This is a genomic window from Ramlibacter sp., from assembly GCF_013697775.1.
Classification (GTDB): Bacteria; Pseudomonadota; Gammaproteobacteria; order Burkholderiales; family Burkholderiaceae_C; genus Ramlibacter.
Genome location: NZ_JACCWG010000098.1, coordinates 1 through 20,061, shown reverse-complemented (window position 1 = coordinate 20,061; position 20,061 = coordinate 1). Strand labels below are relative to the sequence as shown.

Here is a 20,061-nt window from a genome sequence, read left to right as displayed (position 1 = left end):
GGCGTGAGCCGCACGCCGCGGCCGCGCCGCTCGGTGAGCGCGACGCCCGCTTCCTGCTCCAGCAGCGCGACCTGCTGCGACACCGCGGAGGGCGTGAGGAACAGCGCCTCGGCGGCCGCGGCCATGGTGCCGCGCCGGGCGAGTTCGCGCAGTGCACGCAGCCGGTTCACATCCATTCGACAAATCCGCTAATGGGTTGCTTCAGAAAAGATCAGTGGATCGAACGATAGCCGGTTCCTAGGATGGGCGGCAATCATCCACCCACCCCCGAAGAGGAGTTCGCCATGCTGACCGCCCGCCCCTGGGTCCCGGAAGGGCCCGACCGTTTCACGCAGACGCTCGCCGAGCGTTTCGCCGGCCAGACGCCGGCGCAGAACGAGCGCGACCTGCTCGCCTTCGTCGAGGAGAACCGCGCGATCCACGAGCGCGACTGCATCAACCTCAACCCCGCCACCAACACCATGAACCCGAAGGCCGAGGCGCTGCTGGCCGCCGGCATCGGCTCGCGCCCCTCGCTCGGCTACGCCGGGGACAAGTACGAGATGGGCCTGGAGGGCGTGGAGAAGATCGAGGTGATGGCGGCAGAACTGGCGGCCGAGGTGTTCAACGCGAAGTACGCGGAGATCCGCGTCGCCTCCGGCGTGCTGGCCAACCTGTACGCCTTCATGGCGGGCGCGAAGCCGGGCGACACGGTGTTCGTGCCGAGCACGGCGGTCGGCGGCCACGCCAGCCACCAGGCGGTGGGAGCGGCCGGCATGTACGGCGTCAAGCCGCACGTGATGGCGCTGGATGCGCGGCGCTACGGCATCGACCTGGAGCGGCTGCGCGAGGACGCGCTGCGCCTGCGGCCGAAGATGATCACGGTGGGCGCCAGCCTGAACCTGTTCCCGCATCCCGTGAAGGAGATCCGCGCCATCGCCGACGAAGTTGGCGCGCTGGTGCTGTTCGATGCGGCGCACCTGTGCGGCCTGATCGCGGGGCGCGCCTGGCAGCAGCCGCTGGAGGAAGGCGCGCACCTCATGACCATGAGCACCTACAAGAGCCTGGGCGGCCCGGCCGGCGGCTTGATCGTGACCAACGATGCGGCGATTGCGCGCAAGCTCGATGCGATCGCGTATCCGGGCCTGACGGCCAACTTCGACTCCGCCCGCTCGGCCGCCATCGCCATGACGCTGCTCGATTGGCAGGTGCACGGCAAGGCCTATGCGGCGGAAATGGTGGCCAGCGCCAAGGCGCTGGCCGAAGCCTGCGTGGCCGAGGGCCTGCCGGTGTTCGCGCGCGACCGCGGCATCACCACCTCGCACCAGTTCGCCATCGAGGCGCAGGGTGTCGGCGGCGGCCAGGCGGCCTCGAAGCTGCTGCGCCGCGCGAACCTCCTGGCCTGCGGCATCGGCCTGCCGCTGCCCGAGATCGCGGGCGACATGAACGGCCTGCGCCTGGGTACGCCGGAAGCGGTGCGCTGGGGCATGAAGGCGCAGCATATGCCGCAGGTGGCGGCGTTCGTTGCCGACGTGTTGCTGGCGCGCAAGGCGCCCGAAGATGTTGCACCCGCAGTCAGCGCGTTCCGCCGCGAATACGCGCAGCTGCACTACCTGCGCTGAAAGCTCAGTGCGGCAACCGGTCTTCCGTGTCGTCGCAGAGTTCGTCGAGGATCAGCGCGTCGGGCTCATGGCCGAAGCGCCAGTAGACCATCAGCACGATGATCTTCAGCGCGTCCAGCGGCACGGGGCCATCGGCCAGCGCCATCGCGCGGTCGACCACGATCTCGCGCATGAAGGCCGGCAGGACGCCAGCGGATTCCAGGAAGGAAATGAAGCCCAGGCAATCCGCGCCCAGGCGATCCTGTTCGGCCACCGAGTACACGCGCAGGCTGTCGGCGCCTTGCAGCGGCAGGCACTGGGAACCATCTGGCAGGCTGGTGTGCTGCGCCGCGAGGTTCAAGCCATCGAGCCACACGAGCGCGTCGTGGATCTCGTCCGGCTCGAAGCCATGGGCGCTGAGCTTGCGCTCGAGCTGGGGCAGCTCGGGGCAGGATTCGCCGCGCCAGTAGTTTTCGTAAACGAACACCAGCACTTCAAACATGACCCCAATATAGCCGACATCCGAATCCGGGAGGCGGCGGGGCCGCGATGTTTTGCGAGCGCATCGCGCACGCCGCGCGGGCGCTGCGTGTCAGGCCGTTCCCATGCGCTGGAACAACCCGCCCGGCAGGCGGGACACTTCGCCCGCGAGCTCGAATTCGAGCAGCTGCACCTGCAGCTGCGACGCTGGAATGCCGGTGCGCGCCACCAGCGCGTCCAGCCCCACGGGATCGAACCCCAGCGCCGCGAGCAGCGCCGATTCGGGCGCGGCGGCGGATGGCTCGGCGTCGTCTGGTGCATTCGCCGGTGCATTCGCCGGCACCGGCGCTTGCCAGCGCAATTCCTCCAGCACGTCCTGCGCGGTCTCGACCAGCTTGGCGCCCTGCTTGAGCAGCGCATGGCAGCCGCGCGCCTGCGTCGAGTGGATGGAGCCCGGCACCGCGAACACGTCCTTGCCCTGCTCGCTGGCGAGCCGCGCGGTGATGAGCGAGCCGGACTTCAGCGCAGCCTCCACCACCAGCGTGCCGAGGCCCAGGCCGGCGATCAGCCGGTTGCGCTTGGGAAAGTTTTCCGGCAGCGCGGGCGTGCCGAGCGCGTATTCACTGAGCAGCAGCCCGCGTTCGGCGATGCGGTGCGCCAACGCCAGGTTGCTGCTCGGGTACACGCGGTCCAGTCCGGTGCCGACCACGGCAACAGTGGCCAGCTGGCCCGGTGCCGCGCCTTCCAATGCACCTTCGTGCGCCGCCGTGTCGATGCCCAAGGCCAAACCTGAGACCACGGTGAGGCCGGCTTCGGCCAGTGCGCGGCCGAAGCGCAGCGCATTGGTGCGGCCTTGCGGCGTCGGGTTGCGGCTGCCCACCACCGCGATGCCGGCGGGCCAGGGCGCGGGCACCGTGCCGATCGCGTACAGCAGCAGCGGCGGGTCTTCGGTTTGCAGCAGCGCGGGCGGATAGGCCGCATCGGCCAGGGTGAGGACATGGCGAGGCGCGGTGGCCGCGCCGTCGGCGAGCCATTCCCACGCGATGTCCAGGTGCGCCGCCAGGTCGGCGGGTTCCTTGCGCAGAGCGTCGGCCTGGTTGGCGCTCACCACCTGGGTGAGGGCCTCGCGCCCCTGGGAGAAGATCTGCGTCGGCAGGCCGAAGGCCGCGAGCAGCTTGCGCGCGGCACTGTTGCCCACCCCCGGCGTCAACGCCAGGCGCAGCCAGTCGCCCAGCTCCTCGCGCTCCATTCGGCCGCCCTCAGCGCGGATTGACCACCCGGTCGCCCACCTTGACGGTGTCGCCGATTTCCAGGATCAGCGCATACGACAGCCGCTCGAAGGGACGGAACACCATCATCAGGCCGTTGCGCTCGTCGGGCACCTTCAGCTGCACGCGCTCGCCGGCCTGGGTGCGGTCCTCGATGCGCGCGCCGTCCTTCAGGATGGCCAGCACGTGGCCGATCTGCAGGCCGTCGGCCGTGCCCTTGTTGATCACCACCACCTGGTTCTGACCGGCGATGTTCACCGCATCGCCATACACCGAGACGATGCTGCCTTCCACCGCGCCGGTAGGCGCGCGCGGCACGTAGCTGGTGAGCTCGCGCGGCGGCTCGGGCAGCAGGCGGTCGCCGGCGCGCATTTCCTCGCGCGCGGCCACGATGTCCAGCGTGGCGGGCACCTGCACCTGCTCGGAGCCCTTCTTGGAGCGCACCGCCTGCACCGTTTCGCTGCGCACCAGCTGCGCCTTGCCCAGGTACTTGGCCTCGTAGCCCAGCACCTGCTCGGTGATCGGGTCCTTCAGCGGCACGGCGTTGCGGAACACGCGGTATTCGTCGTAGCGGCGCGGATCGCTTTCCACCAGCGGCGTGCCGGCGCGGCCGATGGCATAGGCGCGGTCGCCGCGGGTGATGAGAACGCGCGTGTCCTGCGTGGCCACCAGGCGCGGCGCGCGCTCCATCTCGCCCTCGGCCACGATCAGCGGCTCGGACAGGAACGGCTCGATCAGGTGCGGCGGCAGGGTCGGGATGGCGGCGTCGGCCAGGGTGCCGTAGCGTGTGCGCGGCGAGACGCGAATGGTCTCGGTCGGGATCTGGCCGTCGGCCACCGGCGGGCCCATGCGCAGGCGCGCGCGGCCGTTGATCTTCTCCAGGAACAGCTGCTGGCCGGGGAAGATGAGGTGGGGGTTGCGGATCTGCTCGATGTTCATGCCCCAGAGCTCGGGCCAGCGCCACGGGCGCTGCAGGAAGACGGAGGAAATGGCCCACAGCGTGTCGCCGCGCTTGACGGTGTAGCTGTCCGGTGCGTTGGGCGCCAGCTCGCTCAGCGGAATACCGGCCTGGGCCACCTGTTCGGCGGTGGAGCGCTGCGTCGGCGTCACGGGGAAGCGTGGGGTTGCCTGCGCCTGGGCGGCCGCGGGTGCCGCTGCCAAGCCGCCCGCCAGGGCCAGGCTCGCGGCCCAGAGGGCGAGGGCCTGAGGACGGGGAACGCGCGCTGCCTGGGGGTGCACCATGGATCGTTTTCGTCTTGACAAGTTACTGGCGATTGTGAGCTCAACCTATTGATGGGGCAACGTTTTTGGCCCGCAGCCCGGCTTCGGGCCGCAAAAGTGGCGGAAAATAGCGACACCGACCCCATTTGCACGCCATGTCGCTTCTTTCCATTCTTTGCTTTCCCGATCCGCGCCTGCTCACCGTTGCCAAGCCGGTCCAAGCCGTGGACGCCCGCATCCGGGGCCTGGTGGCCGACATGCTGGAAACCATGTACGAGGCCAACGGCATCGGGCTGGCGGCCACCCAGGTGGACGTGCACGAGCAGCTGGTGGTGGTCGACGTGTCCGAGCAGCGCGACCAGCCGATGGTGCTGATCAATCCGGAGATCGTCTGGGCCAGCGAGGACAAGGTGCTCAACGACGAAGGCTGCCTGTCGGTGCCGGGCATCTACGACGGCGTGGAGCGCTCCAGCGAGGTCAAGGTGCGCGCGCTCGACGCCGAAGGCCGCGAGCGCACCATCGAGGCCGAAGGCATCCTGGCCGTGTGCATCCAGCACGAGATGGACCATCTCATGGGCAAGGTGTTCGTCGAATACCTGTCGCCGCTCAAACGCAATCGCATCAAGACCAAGATGCTCAAGGCCCGCCGCGACGAGCGGGTGTGAGGCACCCGCCATGAAGTTCCTGTTGTCCCTGGGCCTGTCCGCGCTGCTGCTGGCCGGCTGCGCCAGCCCGTTCGGCATCTCCAGCATCGCGCCTGGCGCCAGCCGCGACCAGGTGATCGCCCAGGCCGGCCAGCCCACCGGCGTGGTGCCGCTGCCCGGCGGCGGCGAGCGCCTGCAGTATTCGCTGCAGCCCATGGGCCGGTTCGCCTGGATGGTGGACCTGGACGCGTCGGGCCGGGTGGTGAACGCGCGCCAGGCGCTGACCGACCTCAATTTCCAGCGCATCCAGCCGGGCTGGACCCGTGCCGACGTGGAGCGCGAGTTCGGCCCGCCCGCCTTGATCGACCGCGTGGCGAGCTGGAGCGGCCCGGTGATGACCTACCGTTGGCGCGACACCGACCGCAGCGACATGTTCTATTGGGTCTACCTGGACGGCCAGGGCGTGGTGCGGCGTGCCCATCCGGGCATGGAATTCGTCAACACGCCCAACGACCGCAAGTAGGCGCGCGCAACCGATGCGCGTCATCTTCGCCGGCACTCCCGATTTCGCCCGCAGCGCGCTGCAGCGGCTGCATGCCGCGGGCTTTCGCATCCCCCTGGTACTGACGCAGCCGGACCGCCCGGCCGGCCGCGGCATGAAGCTGCAGCTCTCGGCTGTGAAGCAGTTCGCGCAGCAGCACGGCCTGCCTGTGGCGCAGCCCCGCAGCCTGCGGCTGGACGGCAAGTTTCCCGACGACGCGCAGGCCGCGCGCGCCGCCATCGAAGAAGCGCGTGCCGACGTGATGGTGGTGGCCGCCTACGGGCTGATCCTGCCGGCATGGGTGCTGCAGGCGCCGCCGCGCGGCTGCCTGAACATCCATGCCTCGCTGCTGCCGCGCTGGCGCGGCGCGGCGCCGATCCACCGCGCCATCGAGGCGGGCGACCGCGAAACCGGCATCACCATCATGCAGATGGATGAGGGCCTGGACACCGGCGACATGCTGCTGGTCGAACGCCTGCCCATTGGCGCGAACGATACCACCGGTGCGCTGCACGACAGGCTGGCGGACCTGGGCGGCCGCCTGGTCGTCGAGGCGCTGGAGATGGCGGCCTGCGGCGGCCTGCCGCGCACCGTGCAGCCCACCGAGGGCGTGACCTACGCCCACAAGATCGACAAGGCCGAGGCGGCGATCGACTGGTCGCAGCCGGCCCAAGCGATCGAGCGGCGCATCCGCGCCTTCGATCCATTCCCCGGCGCCACCGGCCTGCTGCAGGGCGAAGCCATCAAGCTGTGGCGTGCCGGCGTTGACGCTGACGCCGCTGACGCCGCTGCCCCGGAGGCCGCTGGTGCCGCGTCCGGCACCCTCGTTTCCGTGGACGGCCGCGGCATCGGCGTGGCCTGCGGCCAGGGCCTGCTGCGGGTCACCGAGCTGCAGCGCGCGGGCGGCAAGCGCCTGCCGTGCGCGGAGTTCCTGCGCGGCTTCCCGCTGGCGCCGGGCCAGCGCTTCGAGGCCGCCTGATGTTCTTTGTGCCACGCCTCTACAGGCATCCCGAATTCATGATCGGCGCGCGCGAGATGCTGCCGCAGGCGCCCGGCATCGCCGCCTGGGGCCTGATGACCGGCGTGTCGATGATGAACATGGGCCTGTCCTGGGTGGAGGCCGCGGCGATGACGCTGCTGGTGTTCGCCGGCAGTTCGCAGCTGGCGGCGCTGCCGCTGATCGCGGGCGGCGCGCCTCCCTGGGTGATCCTGGCCACCGGCTTTTGCGTGAACCTGCGCTTCGTGGTGTTCAGCCTGCACCTGCGGCCCTACCTGGTGCACCTGCCGCTCGCGCAACGGCTGGTGCACGGCTACCTGACGGCCGACCTGAGCTACGTGCTGTTCACCAAGCGCTTTCCCAAGCCGGCTCAGGATGCCGCGGGGCACCTGGCGCAGGAGGCCTACCTGGCCGGCAACTGCGGGCTGAACTGGGCCAGCTGGGTCGGCTCCAGCCTCGCCGGCGTGGTGCTGGCCAACATCATTCCCACGCACTGGGGCCTGGGCTTCGCCGGCACGCTGTGCCTGGTGGGCATCCTGTTCGCGCTGGGGACGACGCGCATGCGCATCGTCGCGGCCGGCATCGCGGGCGTGGCGGCCATCGCCGCCTACGGGCTGCCGCTCAAGCTCAACATCATCACGGCCATCGCGCTGGCGGTGCTGGGCTGCCTGCTGCTGGAACAACGGCCGCGCCTGGCGGCACGCAAGACATGACGCACCAGACCGACATCTGGACGCTGGTGGTGATCGCCGGCCTGGCCTGCGTGACGGTGGTGACGCGCTGCTTTTTCTTCATCTCCAGCAAGCCCTGGAGCCTGCCGGGCTGGGCCGAGCGCGGCCTGCAGTACGCGCCCATTGCCGCGCTGTCGGCGGTGGTGGTGCCCGAGGTTCTGATGGCGCACGGCGAACTCGTCGGCACCTGGCGCGACGCGCGGATCTTCGGCGCGCTGGCCGGCGCGGCAGCGTTCTTCCTGTGGAAGCGCGACGTGCTGGTCACCCTGCTGCTGGGCATGGCGGTGTACCTGCCGCTGCACCTGGGCCTGGGCTGGTAGTGCCTCGGCTGTCGCAAAGCGGCCCCAAAGTTGGGCGCGGCTTCCTAGAATCGACCCTTTGCCCCCAGCCCAGAAGAACAACCATGAACGTCCTGCGTTTTTCCGACCTGTGCGACCAGGGCCGCGCCCGCGGCCAGCGTGTCTTCATCCGTGCCGACCTGAACGTGCCGCAGGACGACGCAGGCAACATCACCGAGGACACGCGCATCCGCGCCTCCATTCCCTGCATCCAGATGGCGCTGGATGCAGGCGCGGCGGTGATGGTCACTTCGCACCTGGGCCGCCCGACCGAAGGCGCGTTCAAGCCCGAGGATTCGCTCGCGCCCGTGGCCAAACGCATGGCCGAACTGCTGGGCCGCCCGGTGCCGCTGAAGGCCGATTGGGTCGACGGCGTGGACGTGCAGCCCGGCGAGATGGTGCTGCTGGAGAACTGCCGTCTCAACAAGGGCGAGAAGAAAAACGACGAGGCGCTAGCGCGCAAGCTGGCGTCGCTGTGCGACATCTTCGTGCACGACGCCTTTGGCACGGCGCACCGCGCCGAAGCCTCCACCTACGGCATTGCGCAGTACGCCAAGACCGCCTGCGCCGGCCCGCTGCTGGCCGCCGAGATCGATGCCATCACCAAGGCGCTGGCACAGCCCAAGCGCCCCCTGGCCGCCATCGTGGCCGGCTCCAAGGTGTCGACCAAGCTGACCATCCTGCAGTCGCTGGCGCGCAACGTGGACCAGCTGATCGTCGGCGGCGGCATCGCCAACACCTTCATGCTGGCGGCGGGCCTGTCCATCGGCAAGTCGTTGGCCGAGGCCGACCTGGTCGGCGAAGCCAAGGCGGTGATCGCGGCCATGAAGGCGCGCGGCGCCGAGGTGCCGATTCCCACCGACGTGGTGGTGGCCAAGAGCTTCGCCGCGGACGCGCCGGCCACGGTGAAGGCAGCTGCCGACGTGGACGACGACGACCTGATCCTGGACATCGGCCCCGACACGGCCAAGCGCCTGGCGGACCAGCTGAAATCCGCCGGCACCATCGTCTGGAACGGCCCGGTCGGCGTGTTCGAGTTCGACGCCTTCGCCCACGGTACGGAAACCATCGCGCGCGCCATCGCGGAATCGCCAGCCTTCAGCATCGCCGGCGGCGGCGACACGCTGGCGGCGATCCACAAGTACGGCATCGAGGACAAGGTGGGCTACATCTCCACCGGCGGCGGTGCCTTCCTGGAAGTGCTGGAAGGCAGGACGCTGCCGGCCTTCGAGATCCTGCAAAAGCGCGCCGCGCAGGCGAACTGATGGCCGCGGGCTGGCTCGGCGGGGCCCGCGCGCATCCTTCCGTGTGAAAATCGAAAGCCGAGAACAAGCAGGAGTCCGCCGCATGGCAGCACGTCGCGCCACCAAGATCGTCGCCACCCTCGGCCCCGCGTCCAGCGAGCCCGCCGTGCTCGAACGCATGCTCGCCGCCGGCGTGAACGTGGTGCGCCTGAACTTCAGCCACGGCACCGCGCAGGACCACATCGCCCGGGCCAAGCTGGTGCGCGAAACGGCGCAGCGCGCCGGCCGCGAGGTGGCCATCATGGCCGACCTGCAGGGGCCGAAAATCCGCGTCGGCAAGTTCGCCGACGGCAAGGTCCAGCTCGTGGACGGCACGAAGTTCGTGCTGGACGCCTCGCGCACCGAGCCGGGCGACCTGAACGGCGTGGGCCTTGATTACAAGGAACTGCCGCGCGACGTGAAGGCCGGCGACACCCTGCTGCTCAACGACGGGCTGATCGTGCTCACGGTCGGCGGCGTCAAGGGCGACCAGGTGCGCACCACCGTCAAGCAGGGTGGCGAGCTGTCCAACAACAAGGGCATCAACAAGAAGGGCGGCGGCCTGACGGCGCCGGCGCTGACCGCCAAGGACATGGAGGACATCCGTACCGCGATGAGCTTCCAGGCCGACTACGTGGCGGTGAGCTTCCCCAAGACCGCCACCGACATGGAAATGGCGCGCCAGCTGTGCAACGTGGCGGCGGCCGAGTTCCGCCACAAGCCGGGACTGATCGCCAAGATCGAACGCGCCGAAGCCATTCCCAACCTCGAATCCATCCTCAAGGCCAGCGACGGCATCATGGTGGCGCGGGGCGACCTCGCGGTGGAGGTCGGCAACGCGGCCGTGCCGGCGCTGCAGAAACGCATGATTCGCATGGCCCGCCAGCACGACCGCGTGGTGATCACCGCCACGCAGATGATGGAGTCCATGATCACCAACCCGGTGCCCACGCGCGCCGAGGTGAGCGACGTGGCCAATGCCGTGCTGGACGGCACCGACGCGGTGATGCTGAGCGCGGAGACCGCCACCGGCCGCTACCCCGTGGAAACCATCCAGGAGATGGCCAACATCTGCGCCGAAGCCGAAATGGCCGAGGACGTGAAGCTCGACGCCGACTTCACCGGCATGACCTTCTCGCGCATCGACCAGTCCATCGCCATCGGCGCGCTGTTCACCGCCTACCACCTGGGCTGCAAGGCCATCGTAGCGCTCACCGACTCCGGTTCGACCGCGCTGTGGATGAGCCGCCACCGCATCCACGTGCCGATCTACGCGCTCACGCCCAAGCTGTCGACGCAACGCAAGATGGCGCTCTACCGCAACGTGCGCCCGCTGCTGATGGACCAAAGCGCCGAGCGCGACACCGCGCTGGCCGAAGCCGAGGCGCACCTCAAGCGCCGCGGCATCGTCGCCTCCGGCGACATCTACGCCATCACCTGCGGCGAACCGATGGGCGCGCCCGGCGGCACCAACATGCTGAAAATCTGCCGCGCCAGCTGAAACCGGCGCGGCCCGCGCTGCGTAACCTGCCCATGCACCACACCATGGGAACCAGGATGACGCGCCGCACGGGCCTGTTCGCGGCGGCGGCCGCGCTGCTGCAGGGATGCTCGGCCACACGGGCGCTGGATGCGCTGGTGCCGAGCGACACCTACCGCGGCCGCATGGACATTGCCTACGGCAGCGTTGCGCGCCAGCGACTGGACGCGTACCTGCCGCTGCGTTCCGACGCGCCGGTGCCGCTGGCCGTCTTCTTCTACGGCGGCAGCTGGACCCGCGGGGAGCGCGCCGGCTACCGCTTCGTCGGCGAGGCGCTGGCCGCCAGAGGCATCGCCACCCTGGTGGCCGACTACCGGCTGAGCCCGCAGGTCGGCTGGCGCGAGATCCTGCAGGACTGTGCCCAGGCGACCCGCTGGGCGTTCGACAACGCGCAATCGCTGGGGGCAGATGCCCGCCGCATCCATGTGTTCGGCCACAGCGCCGGCGCCTACAACGCGGCCATGCTGGCGCTGGACGCGCGCTGGCTCGGCGCGCAGGGCCTGAGCCCGCGCGCGCTGGCCGGCTGGGTCGGCATTGCGGGCCCGTATGACTTCCTGCCCATCCGGGACCCCGAAACCCAGGTGGCGTTCGGCTGGCCCGGCACGCCGCCGGACAGCCAGCCGCTGGTGCACGCCTCTGCCGAGGCACCCCGCACCCTGCTGCTGGCGGCGCAGAACGACACGGTCGTGAGCCCACAACGCAGCACTGTCGCGCTGGCGCGGCGGCTTGAGGCATTGGGTGTGCCGGTGCGCATGCGGCTGCTCGAGCGGCTCAACCATGCAACGGCACTGGGCGTGCTGGCCACGCCGCTGCAGTGGATGGCGCCGGTACACGGCGAGGTGGTCGGCTTCCTGTCGGCGCAGCCCGGAGCGGCCCCGCCGGCCGACCCCGCCCGGTAGAATTCCGGGGTTCTCCGCGCGGTGACGCACCGCGCCGGCACGCCGAATTCTCACTTACGGAAGTCCCACCATGTCTCTCGTTTCCATGCGCGAACTGCTGGACCATGCCGCGGCCAACGGCTATGGCATCCCCGCCTTCAACGTCAATAACCTGGAGCAGGTGCAGGCCGTGATGGAAGCGGCCAAGGAAACCGGCGCGCCGGTGATCCTGCAGGCCAGCGCCGGTGCCCGCAAGTACGCGGGCGAGCCCTTCATCAAGCACCTGATCCTGGCGGCGCTTGAGGCCTATCCGACGGTGCCGCTGGTGATGCACCAGGACCACGGCCAGAGCCCCGAGGTGTGCAAGGGCGCCATCGACCTGGGCTTCTCCTCCGTGATGATGGACGGCTCGCTGGAAGCGGACGGCAAGACCATCGCCAGCTACGACTACAACGTGGAGGTCACGCGCAAGGTGGTCGACCTGGCGCACGGCGTCGGCGTCACGGTGGAAGGCGAGCTGGGCTGCCTGGGCAGCCTGGAGACCATGAAGGGCGACAAGGAGGACGGCCACGGCACCGACGCGACCATGACGCGCGAGCAGCTCTTGACCGACCCCGAGCAGGCGGCCGACTTCGTCAAGCGCACGCAGCTGGACGCGCTGGCCATCGCCATCGGCACCAGCCACGGCGCGTACAAGTTCACGCGCAAGCCCACCGGCGACATCCTGGCCATCGACCGCATCAAGGAAATCCACCGCCGCATCCCGAACACGCACCTGGTGATGCACGGTTCGTCCTCGGTGCCGCAGGACCTGCTGGAAATCATCCGCCAGTACGGCGGCCAGATGAAGGAAACCTACGGCGTGCCGGTGGAGGAGATCCAGGAAGCCATCAAGCACGGCGTGCGCAAGATCAACATCGACACCGACATCCGCCTGGCGATGACCGGCGCGGTGCGCAAGTTCCTGGCCGAGAACCCCGAGAAATTCGACGCGCGCGAATGGCTCAAGCCGGCGCGCGAGGCGGCAAAGCAGATCTGCAAGCAGCGCTACATCGAGTTCGGCTGCGAAGGCCAGGCCGGCAAGATCAAGGGCGACACGCTGCAAGTGGTGGCGGCCAAGTACGCCAAGGGCGAGCTGGCGCAGACGGTCAACTGATGGCCGCGGCGCTGCACACTTCCACCATCACTTCGCTGCCACTGCTCGCGCGCGGCAAGGTGCGCGACAACTACGCCGTGGGCACCGACCGCCTGCTGATGGTGGCGAGCGACCGGCTCTCCGCCTTCGACGTCATCATGGCCGAGCCGATTCCCGGCAAGGGCGAGGTGCTGACGCAGATGGCGTTGTTCTGGTTCGCGCGGCTGGGCCACGTGTGCCCGAACCACCTGACTGGCGACGCGCCGGAGAGCGTGGTGACGCCCACCGAAGTGCCGCAGGTGCGTGGCCGCTCGATGCTGGTCCGGCGCCTGAAGCCGATCCTGGTCGAGGCCGTGGTGCGCGGCTACCTGGCGGGCAGCGGCTGGAAGGAGTACCAGGAATCGCAGTCGGTCTGCGGCGTGGCGCTGCCGCCGGGATTGAAGAACGCGGGCAAGCTGCCCGAGCCCATCTTCACGCCCGCAGCCAAGGCGGAGATGGGCGAGCACGACGAGAACATCAGCTACGACAAGGTCGTGCAGATGGTCGGGCCGGCGCTGGCCGCGAAGATCCGCGACACCAGCATCGCGCTGTACAAGGAAGCGGCCGACCACGCGCTGACGCGCGGCCTGATCATTGCCGACACCAAATTCGAATTTGGCCTGGACGACAGCGGCACGCTGGTGCTGATGGACGAAGTGCTGACACCGGATTCGTCGCGCTACTGGCCGGTGGAAGGCTACGAAGCCGCCTACCGTGCCGGCGCCAACCCGCCCAGCTACGACAAGCAGTTCGTGCGCGACTGGCTGGAACAGATGCGCATCGACGGCAAGCCCTGGGACAAGACACCGCCCGCGCCGCACCTGCCGGCCGAGGTGGTGGAGAAGACCGCGGCGAAGTACCGGGAAGCGCTGGAGCGGCTGACGCAGGCCGGCTGAGTTGGAAGGGATGGCGACCTCTGTGCTACATTTGTGGCACAGAGGTCGCCATCCATGTCCACCGCCACTCTTCGACTCGACGACGCCTTGCGCGAGCGCATTGCGCGTGTGGCTGCTGCCAGCGACCAGACGCCGCACAGCTTCATGGTGCAGGCACTGGCTGAAAAAGTTGTCGAAGCGGAGTGGAAGCTTGCCATGCAGCAGGATGCCCAGGCGCGCGATGTTGCTCTGCAAGCCGGCGAGCCAGGGGTCGAGTGGCACGAGATGCGCGACTGGTTGCGCCAGCGTGCCGCACAGCAGGGCGATAGGGGCAAGAAGCCCAAGCATCGGTGAGCCGCGTCGTTTTCTCACCCGAGGTGCGCGAGGACTTCGACCGCATCTTCGATTTCCTGTTCGAGCACGCGCCCGACCATGCGGTTGCCCGCATCGAGGCCATCATCGCTGCCATCGACGTGCTGCAGACTAGTCCGATGATCGGACGCCCGGCAAGGTTCGGCCAGCGGGAGCTGGTCATCTCCACCGGAACCAGCGGCTATCTTGCGTTGTACCGCTATGACGGGCCGCACGACACGGTGTTCGTGTTGGCCGTCCGCAGCCAACGTGAGCAGCGGTACCGGCGCTGATGAACCAGCAATGTCGATTCAGACTAGTCTCGTCCGTCGTGTGAACAGAGGGATTGTCCCTCTGCCTTTCAGGAGCCATCACCATGACCACGAACACCGTCCGCCTGCACCGCGTGCTGCGCGCTCCGCCCGAACGCATCTACCGCGCCTTCCTCGATCCCGCCGCGTTCGCACGCTGGCTGCCGCCGTTCGGCTTCACGGCCAAGGTGCACAGCATGGAGCCCGTGGTCGGCGGCTCCTACCGCATGTCGTTCACGAATTTCGGCAGCGGCCACAGCCATGCGTTCGGCGGCACCTACCTGGAACTGGTGCCGAACCAGCGCATCGCCTACGAAGTGGTGTTCGAAGACCCGAACCTGCCCGGCACCATGAAGACCACGGTCACGCTGACCGCGGTGTCCTGCGGCACCGAGCTGCAGGCGGTGCAGGAAGGCATTCCCGCCATGATCCCGGCGGAGATGTGCTACCTGGGCTGGCAGGAGTCGCTGGTGGCGCTCGCGCAGCTGGTGGAGCCGGAGATTCCCGGCTGATCCAGCCGGGAATCTCAGTTCCTCGAGAAATTCAGCTCAGCACCACGCTCGACAGCCGCCGGCGGTACGTCGCCAGCGTCGGGTCGTCCGGCGGGATCTGGCCGTCGGCGACCTTGGGCTTGGGCTGCTCGATGATCTCCAGGACCGCGATGTAGGTTTTGCGCGCCAGGTCTTCGCTCCAGGCCTTGTCGCGCATCAGGATTTCCAGCAGCTCGTCCATCGCGGCGGTCCACTGCTGCTGCGCCATCAGCAGCTGGGCGCGGCCGAAGCGCGCGTCGAAGTCGCGCTTGCCGGCGGCGATCTTCGCGTCGAAGCCGGCCATCGCCTCCTTGCCCTGCGCCGCCGCGAAATCGGTCGCGTCGATCCAGCGCTTGAGCGCGTCCAGCCGGCGCACCGCCAGCGCCTTGGTGGCCACCGGCTCGAAGGCGCGCTTCGCGTCGTCCGTGCGGCCGGCCTGCAGCAGCGCCTTCACGTAGTCGAAGCGGGAGTCGTCGTTGGCCGGATCGGTGGCCACCGCGTGCTGCAGCTTCTCCAGTTGTTCGGCGGGGCCGAGTTCGGCCGCGGGCTCCTCGACGGCGGGCAGCGCCTCTTCCTCCTCGGCATCCAGCGCCGCGACGTGCTTGTCCAGGAATTCGCGCACCTTGCCTTCCGGCAGCGCGCCCATGAAGCCGTCCACCGGCTGCCCGTTCATCAGCAGCACCACCGTCGGGATGCTGCGCACGCCGAAGGCGGCGGCCAGCTGCTGCTCGTCGTCGGAGTTGATCTTGGCGAGCTTGAAGGCGCCGCCGTACTCGGTTTCCAGCTTTTCCAGGATCGGCCCGATGGACTTGCACGGGCCGCACCAGGGCGCCCAGAAGTCCACCAGCACGGGCTGGGACATCGAGGCGGCGATGACCTCGTTCTCAAAGTTCTCAATGGTGACGTCGATCATTGCGGTGAGCTCAGGTTGAAACCTTAAAATTCAACCTTTAGGAGACTCTATGGCGGCCCCGGTCCAGGTTGGCGTGGTGATGGGATCCAGCAGTGACTGGGACACCCTGCAGCACGCAGTGCAGATTCTCCAGGAATTCGGCATCGCCCACGAAGCCCGGGTGGTTTCGGCCCACCGCATGCCCGACGACATGTTCGCTTATGCCGAAGCGGCGGCCGGCCGCGGCCTGCGGGCCATCATCGCCGGCGCCGGGGGCGCGGCCCACCTGCCGGGCATGCTGGCCGCCAAAACCACCGTGCCGGTGCTGGGCGTTCCGGTGGCCAGCCGCCACCTGCAGGGCGTGGATTCGCTGCACAGCATCGTGCAGATGCCCAAGGGCATTCCGGTGGCCACTTTCGCCATCGGCACGGCCGGCGCGGCCAACGCGGCCCTGTTTGCCGTGGCCATGCTGGCCAGCACCGACGCCGCGCTGCGCGCCAAGCTCGACGCCTTCCGCGCCCGCCAGACCGAGGCGGCGCGCGCCATGGCCCTGCCGCCGGTGGCCTGACATGGCGCAGCAGCAGGACGTTCTTCTTCCCGGGGCCACGCTCGGCGTGATGGGCGGCGGCCAACTGGGCCGCATGTTCGTGCATGCGGCGCAGAGCCTGGGCTATTTCACCGCCGTGCTCGACCCCGACGCCAGCAGCCCGGCCGGCCTGGTGAGCCACCACCACATCAAGACCGACTACCTCGACCCGGCCGGCCTGGTGCGCCTGGCGCAGCTGTGCCAGGCCGTCACCACCGAGTTCGAGAACGTGCCGGCACAGGCCATGGCCCAGCTGGCGGCGCAACGCTTCGTGTCGCCCGGCGCCGAAGCCGTGGAGGTGGCGCAGGACCGTGCGCGCGAGAAAGCGCATTTCCAGCGCTGCGGCGTCGGCTGCGCGGAGTTCGCGGTGATCGAGACGGTGGAGCAGCTGACGGCGGTGCCCGACGCGCTGCTGCCCGGCATCCTGAAAACCGCGCGCATGGGCTACGACGGCAAAGGCCAGGTGCGCGTCGCCTCGCGCGCCGAATTGGCCTCTGCCTGGGAGTCGCTGCAGCGCGTGCCCTGCGTGCTGGAACAGCTGCTGCAGCTGCAGGCGGAGTGCTCGGTGCTCGTCGCGCGCGGCCGCGACGGCCGCATGGTCCACCTGCCGGTGCAGCGCAACCTGCACCAGGGCGGCATCCTGGCCGTGACCGAGGTGTTCCCCGACAACGTGCCGCCAGCGCAGGCGCAGCAGGCCATCGACGCGGCCTACGCGCTGGCCGAGGGCTTCGGCTATGTCGGCGTGCTGTGCGTGGAGTTCTTCGTGCTGCACGACGGCCGGCTGGTGGTCAACGAGATGGCGCCGCGCCCGCACAACAGCGGCCACTGGAGCGTGGACGGCTGCGACGTGTCGCAGTTCGAGCTGCAGGTGCGCACCCTGGCCGGCCTGCCGCTGGTTGCGCCGCGCCAGCACAGCCCCGCCGTCATGCTCAACCTGCTGGGCGAGCTGTGGTTCCGTGGCGGCGAGCAGGAAACGCAGCCGCCCTGGCAGCAGGTGCTGGCGCTGCCCGGCGTGCACCTGCACCTGTACGGCAAGCAGAGCGCGCGCAAGGGCCGCAAGATGGGCCACCTGACGGTCACCGGTACCGACGGCGCCCGGGTGCGCGCGACCGCGCTGCAGGCCGCGCGGCTGCTCGGCATCGCGGACTTCTGAAAGCGGCAGGCCGATGCTCCTCGACGGCGCGTTGCCGGTGTCCATCGACCAGGCCGTGCAGCGCCTGCGCGACGGCGAGCTCGTGGCCATGCCGACCGAAACGGTCTATGGCTTGGCGGCCGACGCCACCAGCCCGGACGCCGTGACGAAGATCTTCAGCGCCAAGGGCCGGCCCAGCAACCACCCGCTGATCGTGCATGTGGCCGATGCGCAGGGCGTCGGCACCTTCGCCGCCTCGGTGCCGCCGGTGGCCGAGCGCCTGATGCGCGCCTTCTGGCCCGGCCCGCTCACGCTGATCCTGCCGCGCCGTCCTGAAGTGGGAGCCTCGGTGGCGGGCGAGCAGGACACCATCGGCGTGCGCTGCCCGGCGCATCCCGTGGCGCTGGCGCTGCTGCGGGCCTGCGCCGAAGCCGGTATCGCCGGCCTGGCCGCGCCCAGCGCCAACCGCTTCGGGCGCGTGAGCCCGACCACCGCGGCCCACGTGCAGGCCGAATTCGGCGATGGCCTGCTGGTGCTGGACGGCGGCGCCTGCGCCATCGGCATCGAGTCGAGCATCGTCGACTGCAGCCGCGCCGTGCCGGTGCTGCTGCGCCCCGGCATGCTGTCGCGCGAGCAGCTGGAAGCCGCCTGCGGCGAGCGGCTGCGTTCGCCGGACGAACTCGCCGGCCCGTCGCCGCGCGCCTCCGGCACGCTGGAGTCGCACTACGCGCCGCAGGCCAAAGTGCGGCTGATGTCCGCGCGCATGCTGCAGGCGGCGCTGGACGTGCTGGGCGACGCCGGACCGCGCATCGCGGTGTACGCCCGCGCGCCGCTGCGGGTGCGCGCGCCACAGGTGCTGCTGCGCCGCATGCCCGACGACGCGGCCGACACGGCGCGCCAGCTGTTCGCCGTGCTGCGCGAATTCGACGCGCAGGGTGTACAGCTCATCTGGGTGGAAACGCCGCCGGAAGCCGCCGAATGGGATGGCGTGCGCGACCGCGTGCAGCGCGCCGCCGCCGGCTGAGCGGCTCTCGAAAAAGCAGCGCGGCCCGCTCGCTACACTAGCCGCTTCGACTTTCGGAGAACTCCATGGCAAGACTCTGGTTGCGCCGCGCCGCGCTGTGGGCGGCCACCGCATCCGCCCTCCTGTTGGCCGCCTGCGGCTCGGGATCCATCGAATCGCAGCTGCACCCCAGCCGCATGGTGGTGTTCGGCGACGCGTTCGCCGATATCGGGCAGACCGGCACGCGCTACACGGTCAACGACGGCAGCATCAACAACTGGACCCTGCAGCTGGCCAGCCGTTTCGGCATCACCCTGGCGCCGGCGGTGGGCGGCGGGCTGAACTACGCCACCGGCACCGCGCGGATCACCGCCAAGCCCGACGCCGCCGGCAACGGCGCCACGCGGACGGTGAAGGAGCAGGTTGACGCCTTCCTGGCGGCCGGCAACGCCCTCCAGTCCAACGACCTGGTCGTGCTCAACGCCGGCATCGGCGACATCACGGCCGAGGTCGGGCAGTTCAACGGCGGCACCGAGACGCGCGACCAGATGATTGCCGACGTCAAGCAGGCCGGCAGCGACCTGGGTGCGCAGGTGCGCCGCCTGGTGGCCGCGGGCGCCACCCACGTGGTGGTGGTGGGCTCGTACAACCTGAGCAAGTCGCCCTGGGCCAGGCAGACGGCCCAGCAGCCGCTGCTGGAAGAGGCCAGCCTGCGCTTCAACGACCAGCTGCTGCTATCCATCGTGGACCTGGGCGCCAACGTGCTCTACGTGGACCTGGCGCTCTACTACAACCTGGTGGTGGCCACGCCGACCGGCTACGAGATGACCAACTCCACCGACCCGGTCTGCATCTCGGTCGACCCCGGCCCGGGCATCGGCACCGGCGCGGGCCAGGTGAATTCGGCGCTGTGCACCCCGGCCACAGTGGGCGGCCAGAACGCCTTCAGCTTCGTGTTCGCCGACCGGCTCTATCCGACGCCGCACGCGCACCGCCTGTTCGGCGACTACGCGTACGACCGGATCCGCCAGCGCTGGTGATCCGCCGGCCGCCTACAGCCAGCCGGCGCTGCGCAGGCGTTCGATGACCAGCTGCGCGATCAGCCGGTAGCCCAGCGGCGTCGGGTGCACGCTGTCGGCGTACAGCCAGCCGCTGGTGTCCGCCACCACCGTGCTGGCCGGCGTGCAGGTCAGCGAGGTGCCGCCCAGCGGGTTGGCCGGTGAATTGGTGCTGCAGGCCGGCGTGGTCGCATTGGTGATGCCGTAGGCGCCGGGGTTGGCGGCCTGCGCCTGGCCGCGCGCATAAGCATCCACCAGAACCACCGGCGTGCCGGCCAGGCCCGCCTGCAACTGCGCGTTGAAGGTGGTCACCATGGTGCCGAGCAATGCCCGGCTGGGGGCATCCAGTGACAAGCCGAGCGGCGTCAGGGCAATATCCGGCAGGTTCACCACCGCCACGAAGACTGCCCCTTTGCCCAGCACCTGGGTCTTGACCAGGCCGGCCAGCTCCGCGCCGGCCGCCGCCATGCTGGTAACGGCGGCGTTGGCCGCCGCATTGACGGCTGCAGGGCCGCCCGCCGCTAGCTGTCGAGTTTCACTAGGTTGTTCATAGCCGGAATGCGGCTCATGGGCGGCTGGTGGTTCAGAGCGGAGTGTGGCCGAAGCCAGTTGTAGTGGTCAACGAAGGGCTGCAGAGCGGCTCGGCGC

24 protein-coding genes and 1 pseudogene are annotated in these 20,061 nt (G+C 69.5%); 18 read left to right on the top strand and 7 right to left on the bottom strand.

Translation table 11 applies throughout. The features are described from left to right. The coding region (locus H0U68_RS05300) for a LysR family transcriptional regulator (protein ID WP_296353390.1) at positions 1-176 on the bottom strand (176 nt) is incomplete at its 3' end. Between the two features lie 108 nt (positions 177-284). Here H0U68_RS05300 and H0U68_RS05295 point away from each other — a divergent pair. Then, positions 285-1,601, top strand: coding sequence for an aminotransferase class I/II-fold pyridoxal phosphate-dependent enzyme (locus H0U68_RS05295; RefSeq protein ID WP_296353386.1), 1,317 nt, complete (start codon positions 285-287; stop codon positions 1,599-1,601). 4 nt (positions 1,602-1,605) lie between these two features. Here H0U68_RS05295 and H0U68_RS05290 read toward each other — a convergent pair whose 3' ends face one another. The 3 genes from H0U68_RS05290 to H0U68_RS05280 form a co-directional block, all read right to left on the bottom strand. Beyond that, positions 1,606-2,082: a DUF494 domain-containing protein gene (locus tag H0U68_RS05290; RefSeq protein ID WP_296353384.1), complete on the bottom strand. Its 477-nt coding sequence runs from the start codon at positions 2,080-2,082 to the stop codon at positions 1,606-1,608. 90 nt (positions 2,083-2,172) lie between these two features. Then, on the bottom strand, positions 2,173-3,309 hold the full coding sequence (dprA, locus tag H0U68_RS05285) for a DNA-processing protein DprA (protein ID WP_296353382.1): 1,137 nt from the start codon (positions 3,307-3,309) through the stop codon (positions 2,173-2,175). A gap of 10 nt (positions 3,310-3,319) precedes the next feature. Beyond that, positions 3,320-4,570, bottom strand: a complete 1,251-nt coding sequence (locus H0U68_RS05280) for a LysM peptidoglycan-binding domain-containing protein (RefSeq protein WP_296353380.1) — start codon at positions 4,568-4,570, stop codon at positions 3,320-3,322. 134 nt (positions 4,571-4,704) lie between these two features. On the opposite strand from H0U68_RS05280, the gene def reads away from it, so the two are divergent. The 13 genes from def to H0U68_RS05215 all read left to right on the top strand — a co-directional run bounded on the left by def (position 4,705) and on the right by H0U68_RS05215 (position 14,724). Beyond that, positions 4,705-5,214 carry a peptide deformylase gene (def, locus tag H0U68_RS05275; protein ID WP_296353378.1) on the top strand — a complete coding sequence of 170 codons (510 nt, stop codon included), beginning with the start codon at positions 4,705-4,707 and terminating at the stop codon, positions 5,212-5,214. A gap of 10 nt (positions 5,215-5,224) precedes the next feature. After that, positions 5,225-5,716, top strand: coding sequence for a hypothetical protein (locus H0U68_RS05270; protein ID WP_296353376.1), 492 nt, complete (start codon positions 5,225-5,227; stop codon positions 5,714-5,716). Positions 5,717-5,729: 13 nt separating this feature from the next. Beyond that, the gene (gene fmt, locus H0U68_RS05265; protein WP_296353374.1) at positions 5,730-6,713 is read left to right on the top strand and encodes a methionyl-tRNA formyltransferase; all 984 of its coding nucleotides are present in this window, start codon (positions 5,730-5,732) and stop codon (positions 6,711-6,713) included. Then, positions 6,713-7,444 (top strand): AzlC family ABC transporter permease, encoded by a 732-nt coding sequence (locus tag H0U68_RS05260; protein ID WP_296353372.1) that lies wholly within the window; start codon positions 6,713-6,715, stop codon positions 7,442-7,444. Before fmt ends, H0U68_RS05260 begins: the two co-directional genes overlap by 1 nt. Then, positions 7,441-7,782 carry an AzlD domain-containing protein gene (locus H0U68_RS05255; protein ID WP_296353370.1) on the top strand — a complete coding sequence of 114 codons (342 nt, stop codon included), beginning with the start codon at positions 7,441-7,443 and terminating at the stop codon, positions 7,780-7,782. Before H0U68_RS05260 ends, H0U68_RS05255 begins: the two co-directional genes overlap by 4 nt. Before the next feature lie 83 nt (positions 7,783-7,865). Continuing rightward, positions 7,866-9,065: a phosphoglycerate kinase gene (locus tag H0U68_RS05250; protein WP_296353368.1), complete on the top strand. Its 1,200-nt coding sequence runs from the start codon at positions 7,866-7,868 to the stop codon at positions 9,063-9,065. Between the two features lie 82 nt (positions 9,066-9,147). Beyond that, positions 9,148-10,584: a pyruvate kinase gene (pyk, locus tag H0U68_RS05245; protein ID WP_296353367.1), complete on the top strand. Its 1,437-nt coding sequence runs from the start codon at positions 9,148-9,150 to the stop codon at positions 10,582-10,584. Between the two features lie 44 nt (positions 10,585-10,628). Further along, complete coding sequence (locus tag H0U68_RS05240; RefSeq protein WP_296353366.1) at positions 10,629-11,522, top strand: alpha/beta hydrolase; 894 nt, start codon at positions 10,629-10,631, stop codon at positions 11,520-11,522. Positions 11,523-11,592: 70 nt separating this feature from the next. Continuing rightward, entirely contained in the window at positions 11,593-12,657 is a 1,065-nt protein-coding gene (gene fba, locus H0U68_RS05235) for a class II fructose-bisphosphate aldolase (RefSeq protein ID WP_296353364.1), read from the top strand. Beyond that, positions 12,657-13,571, top strand: coding sequence for a phosphoribosylaminoimidazolesuccinocarboxamide synthase (locus H0U68_RS05230; protein ID WP_296353362.1), 915 nt, complete (start codon positions 12,657-12,659; stop codon positions 13,569-13,571). The genes fba and H0U68_RS05230 overlap by 1 nt, the downstream gene beginning before the upstream one ends. A 54-nt stretch (positions 13,572-13,625) precedes the next feature. Continuing rightward, complete coding sequence (locus H0U68_RS05225; RefSeq protein ID WP_296353360.1) at positions 13,626-13,904, top strand: hypothetical protein; 279 nt, start codon at positions 13,626-13,628, stop codon at positions 13,902-13,904. Then, complete coding sequence (locus H0U68_RS05220) at positions 13,901-14,194, top strand: type II toxin-antitoxin system RelE/ParE family toxin (RefSeq protein WP_296353359.1); 294 nt, start codon at positions 13,901-13,903, stop codon at positions 14,192-14,194. Before H0U68_RS05225 ends, H0U68_RS05220 begins: the two co-directional genes overlap by 4 nt. An 83-nt stretch (positions 14,195-14,277) precedes the next feature. Further along, complete coding sequence (locus H0U68_RS05215; RefSeq protein ID WP_296353357.1) at positions 14,278-14,724, top strand: SRPBCC family protein; 447 nt, start codon at positions 14,278-14,280, stop codon at positions 14,722-14,724. Positions 14,725-14,755: 31 nt separating this feature from the next. Here the strand turns inward: H0U68_RS05215 and trxA are convergent, their stop codons facing one another. After that, entirely contained in the window at positions 14,756-15,655 is a 900-nt protein-coding gene (trxA, locus tag H0U68_RS05210; RefSeq protein WP_296353355.1) for a thioredoxin, read from the bottom strand. A gap of 49 nt (positions 15,656-15,704) precedes the next feature. Between trxA and purE the strand changes: the two genes are divergently transcribed. The 4 genes from purE to H0U68_RS05190 all read left to right on the top strand — a co-directional run bounded on the left by purE (position 15,705) and on the right by H0U68_RS05190 (position 19,395). Further along, complete coding sequence (gene purE, locus H0U68_RS05205; protein ID WP_296353354.1) at positions 15,705-16,202, top strand: 5-(carboxyamino)imidazole ribonucleotide mutase; 498 nt, start codon at positions 15,705-15,707, stop codon at positions 16,200-16,202. A gap of 1 nt (position 16,203) precedes the next feature. After that, positions 16,204-17,373 (top strand): 5-(carboxyamino)imidazole ribonucleotide synthase, encoded by a 1,170-nt coding sequence (locus tag H0U68_RS05200; RefSeq protein WP_296353352.1) that lies wholly within the window; start codon positions 16,204-16,206, stop codon positions 17,371-17,373. A gap of 13 nt (positions 17,374-17,386) precedes the next feature. After that, entirely contained in the window at positions 17,387-18,376 is a 990-nt protein-coding gene (locus H0U68_RS05195; RefSeq protein ID WP_296353351.1) for an L-threonylcarbamoyladenylate synthase, read from the top strand. Positions 18,377-18,441: 65 nt separating this feature from the next. Beyond that, on the top strand, positions 18,442-19,395 hold the full coding sequence (locus H0U68_RS05190; protein WP_296353349.1) for an SGNH/GDSL hydrolase family protein: 954 nt from the start codon (positions 18,442-18,444) through the stop codon (positions 19,393-19,395). A 12-nt stretch (positions 19,396-19,407) separates the two neighbouring features. Here the strand turns inward: H0U68_RS05190 and H0U68_RS05185 are convergent. Further along, positions 19,408-19,908, bottom strand: a pseudogene (locus H0U68_RS05185) (SGNH/GDSL hydrolase family protein); the annotation flags it as partial. Positions 19,909-19,934: 26 nt separating this feature from the next. Next, on the bottom strand, positions 19,935-20,061 hold a 127-nt coding region (locus tag H0U68_RS05180; protein ID WP_296353388.1), incomplete at its 5' end, for an integrase core domain-containing protein.